A 3,888-nucleotide genomic window follows, 5' to 3' on the forward strand; every position below is an offset into this window, starting at 1 on the left:
CATATTCGCGGACCGAGCCGGGGGTGAGGCCGACGCGGTATTCGTGGTTCTTGATTTCCTTGGGGCAGCCGACGCGCATTTTCTTCTCCTGATCCGGCCCTTTTGGGCTCGTTCCCTGTATGGCTGGAGTGAACCACGAATCGTTGCGCAGGTGTTTGCGAATGCGCTTGCGCCCACCGGCCGGTTTCGATAATTGTTGCGCGAAACAGCAAGATATTCGCAGGATTCACGAATAATGCCGCTCGACAGGATCGATATCGCCATTCTCGAGGCTTTGCAGAAGGATGGCAGGATACCCAATGCGGCGCTGGCCGAGAAGGTCGGCCTGTCGCAGTCGGCCTGTTCGCGCCGGCTCGACAATCTGGAGAAATCCGGAACCATTCGCGGCTACCACGCCCGGCTTTCCAATGCGGCACTTGGCCACCAGATGACGGCGATCGTGCACATATCGCTGTCGGGGCAGTTCGAGAAGACGCTGTCGGATTTCGAGGCGGCGATCAAGCGCTGCCCGAACGTGCTGTCCTGTCACCTGATGTCGGGCGAATACGACTACATCCTGCGGATCGCGGCGAAGGATCTCGTCGACTATGAGCGCATCCACAAGGAATGGCTGTCGGCGATGCCGCATGTGACCAAGATCAATTCGTCCTTTGCGCTACGCGAAATCGTCGACAGGACCGCCATGGGCATGAAGCCGGAAATGGCCTAGGCCTCCGTTACCACCCGATCCATCGGAATGTCGTGCGGCTGCGGGTAGATGGTCGCGATGCGCTGCAGCTCGTAGCCGACGCCGATGACCAGTGGCTTGAACGGCATCGCTGCCAGCGTACGGTCGAAGAAACCGCCGCCATAACCCAGGCGGTAGTTCAGGGGATCGATGCCGACGATCGGCGAGATGACGATGTCCGGCAGCACCGGATCGCCCTCGGCCGGGATCGGGATATTCCAGACACCTTTCTCCAGCCGGTCGCCTGCTTTGTAGGCGCGGAAGATCAGCGGCTGCCCCTTCTCGATGACGATGGGCAGGGCGGTGCGGCCGCCGCGTTCGTTTATGGACGTCATCCAAGGCCGCAAATCCGGCTCGCCGCGAAACGGCCAGTAGAGACTGACCATGCGGCCGGCGATCTCGCCGATTACCGCGTCGAGGCCATCGGCGATGTGTTGCGACATTACCGTTCGCGCGTCGGCCGAAACAGCAAGACGCGCGGCGATCAGGCGTTCGCGCTCAGCCTTGCGCCAGCGTCTCACATCGGTCCAGTCGCTCGAAGGCGCACGGAATTCCGTATCGAGTTCGTGCATGAAACAGGGCGGCGAAGAATACTGCGCCGGAGCATCGTCGTCACGATCGTTGGCCATGCCTCACCTCATCGCGTGTTCGATGACGCTATACCTCGCGATACGATACAACATGTGCATTCACGACATGCAACGACGAGTCTCGGGCACTGGCCATCTGTTGTTGCATTGCACAAAAATACCTACATGCAGGACAGGCAATCTTGCTAACAAGGTGAACGAAATGAACGAAGCCAGGCATCATGTCGTCGTTGTCGGCGCGGGGTTCGGCGGCCTCGAGTTCACCCGTGCGCTTGCCGGCGCTCCCGTGCGCATCACCATGATAGACAAGCGCAACCATCACCTCTTCCAGCCGCTGCTCTACCAGGTGGCGACGACGGCGCTGGCCACCTCCGAGGTTGCCTGGCCGATCCGCCACCTCCTGCGCAAGCGCAAGGATGTGACGACGCTGCTCGCCAATGTCACCGGTGTCGACCGCGCCGGCAAGCGCGTGCTGCTCGATGACGGCAGCGCGGTCGCCTACGACACGCTGCTGCTCGCCACCGGTGCCCGCCACGCCTATTTCGGCCATGACGAATGGGAGCCGTTCGCGCCTGGCCTGAAGACGCTGGAGGACGCCACCACCATTCGGCGGCGAATTCTCCTGGCCTTCGAACAGGCCGAGCGGGAGGCTGATCCCGCCAAGCGCCAGGCGCTGCTGACCATTGCGATCGTCGGTGGCGGGCCGACCGGCGTCGAGCTTGCCGGCACCATCGTCGAGCTGGCGCATGACACGCTGCGCGGCGAGTTCCGCAACATCGACACGCGGCAGACGCGCGTGGTGCTGATCGAGGCCGGCGACCGCATTCTGGCCAATTTCGCACCGAAACTTTCCGACTACGCCAACAAAGCGCTCGAGCGGCTCGGCGTGACGGTCGAGCTCGGGCGGGCCGTCACGCGCTGCGACGCCGAAGGTGTCGTGTTTGGCGATAAGCAACTGGCCGCCCGAACGATCCTGTGGGCAGCCGGCGTTGCCGCTTCGCCAGCCGCTGAATGGCTGGGAGCGAAGGCGGACCGCGCGGGCAGGGTGCTGGTCGAGCCCGATCTAAGTGTGCGTGGCAGCCCGGAGATCTTCGTCATCGGCGACGCCGCTCATGTGCTGCGGCCAGACGGGCGGCCGGTTCCCGGCGTGGCGCCTTCCGCCAAGCAGGAGGGCCGACATGTTGCGGCTACCATCAAGGCCAGGCTCGGCGGCGACACGACCGCGCGTCCTTTCCACTACAGGCATGCCGGCGATCTGGCGACGATCGGCAAACGCGCCGCCGCCATCGATTTCGGCTGGATCAAGCTCACCGGCTGGCTCGCCTGGTGGCTGTGGGGAGTGGCTCACATCTATTTCCTGATCGGCTTTCGCAACCGGCTTGCTGTTTCGCTGAGCTGGCTATGGATCTACGCGACGGGGCAACGCAGCGCGCGGCTGATCACCCAGGGCGACGACGACAAGGGCTGATTTCTTCACCGGCACCGTTCATCCGCACGTCATCTGTTGCTGGTCGACTGACCTTCCGATGCACGCAACTTCTTGAATGGACTTGAGCCGATTTCGGCGCGAAGTTCGCTTCGGGGCAGGGCGTGTCACGTTGTCGATAAGGAGAAAACATGTCGCAACTGCTCCATCCCGTCTCCCGCCGCGATTTCCTCGCTGGCACCGCAGCTACAGGGGCGCTGATCGTGCTTCATCCCTTCTCCGCTCGCGCACAGGCCAACCAGGCGCATCTCCGGATCATGGAGACCACCGACATCCATGTGAACGTGCTGCCTTACGATTATTACGCCGACAAAGCGAACGACACGCTGGGCTTGTCGCGCACGGCCTCCCTGATCGACGCCGTGCGCAAGGAAGCGGTGAATTCGATGCTGATCGACAATGGCGACCTGCTGCAGGGCAATCCGATGGGCGACTACATCGCCTATGAGAAGGGCCTGAAGGACGGCGACCTGCATCCGATCATGAAGGGTATGAACCTGCTCGGCTACGAGTGCTCGACGCTGGGCAACCACGAGTTCAACTATGGCCTGTCGTTCCTGGACAAGGTGCTGGCCGGCGCCAATTTTCCCTTCGTCTGCGCCAATCTGATCCGCGGCACGGAGCTTGCCGCGAACCCGCGCGACGACAAGCTCTATCTCAAGCCCTATGTCATCCTCGACAAGAAGATCAAGGACGGTTCGGGCGCCGAGCAGCCGATCAGGATCGGCATCATCGGCTTCGTGCCGCCGCAGATCATGGTCTGGGATCTCAAGAACCTCGAAGGCAACGTCAAGACGCGCGACATCGTCGAGGCGGCCAAGGCCTGGGTGCCGCAGATGAAGGAGGCGGGCGCCGACATCGTCATTGCGCTGTCGCATTCCGGCATCGACGTGAAGCACGGCGACATGATGGAGAACGCCTCGTTCTTCGTCGCCGGCGTCGCCGGCATCGACGCGGTGTTCACCGGGCACCAGCATCTGGTGTTCCCCGGCAAGAAGGATTTCCAGTCGCTCGATGGTGTCGACACGCAAAAGGGCACGCTGCAGGGCAAACCCGCCGTCATGGGCGGTTTCTGGGGCTCGCAT

At 62.6% G+C, this 3,888-nt stretch carries 5 protein-coding genes; 4 read left to right on the forward strand and 1 reads right to left on the reverse strand.

The genetic code is table 11. The features are described 5' to 3' along the window. Both ENZ75_RS34705 and ENZ75_RS24365 read left to right on the forward strand, forming a co-directional pair. Positions 1-193 (forward strand): hypothetical protein (locus ENZ75_RS34705; RefSeq protein ID WP_206617091.1); only part of this gene is annotated, 193 nt, incomplete at its 5' end. A gap of 42 nt (positions 194-235) precedes the next feature. Then, positions 236-709: an Lrp/AsnC family transcriptional regulator gene (locus tag ENZ75_RS24365; protein ID WP_013531467.1), complete on the forward strand. Its 474-nt coding sequence runs from the start codon at positions 236-238 to the stop codon at positions 707-709. On the opposite strand, the gene ENZ75_RS24370 is transcribed toward ENZ75_RS24365, so the two are convergent. Then, entirely contained in the window at positions 706-1,356 is a 651-nt protein-coding gene (locus ENZ75_RS24370; protein WP_082826460.1) for a 5-formyltetrahydrofolate cyclo-ligase, read from the reverse strand. The two genes, ENZ75_RS24365 and ENZ75_RS24370, sit on opposite strands and share 4 nt — an antisense overlap. Before the next feature lie 163 nt (positions 1,357-1,519). Here ENZ75_RS24370 and ENZ75_RS24375 point away from each other — a divergent pair, with 163 nt between their 5' ends. Beyond that, positions 1,520-2,785, forward strand: a complete 1,266-nt coding sequence (locus ENZ75_RS24375; protein WP_063168056.1) for an NAD(P)/FAD-dependent oxidoreductase — start codon at positions 1,520-1,522, stop codon at positions 2,783-2,785. A gap of 149 nt (positions 2,786-2,934) precedes the next feature. Continuing rightward, the coding region (locus ENZ75_RS24380) for a metallophosphoesterase (protein ID WP_128278369.1) at positions 2,935-3,888 on the forward strand (954 nt) is incomplete at its 3' end.

The organism is Mesorhizobium sp. M7A.F.Ca.CA.002.04.1.1 (assembly GCF_004022805.1).
GTDB classification, from domain to species: domain Bacteria; phylum Pseudomonadota; class Alphaproteobacteria; order Rhizobiales; family Rhizobiaceae; genus Mesorhizobium; species Mesorhizobium ciceri.

What these genes read in the sequence shown, in the direction of transcription:
- ENZ75_RS24365 (WP_013531467.1), top strand. Translation starts at nt 236, where the DNA reads ATGCCGCTCGACAGGATCGATATCGCCATTCTCGAGGCTTTGCAGAAG.
- ENZ75_RS24370 (WP_082826460.1), bottom strand. Translation starts at nt 1,356, where the DNA reads ATGGCCAACGATCGTGACGACGATGCTCCGGCGCAGTATTCTTCGCCG.
- ENZ75_RS24375 (WP_063168056.1), top strand. Translation starts at nt 1,520, where the DNA reads ATGAACGAAGCCAGGCATCATGTCGTCGTTGTCGGCGCGGGGTTCGGC.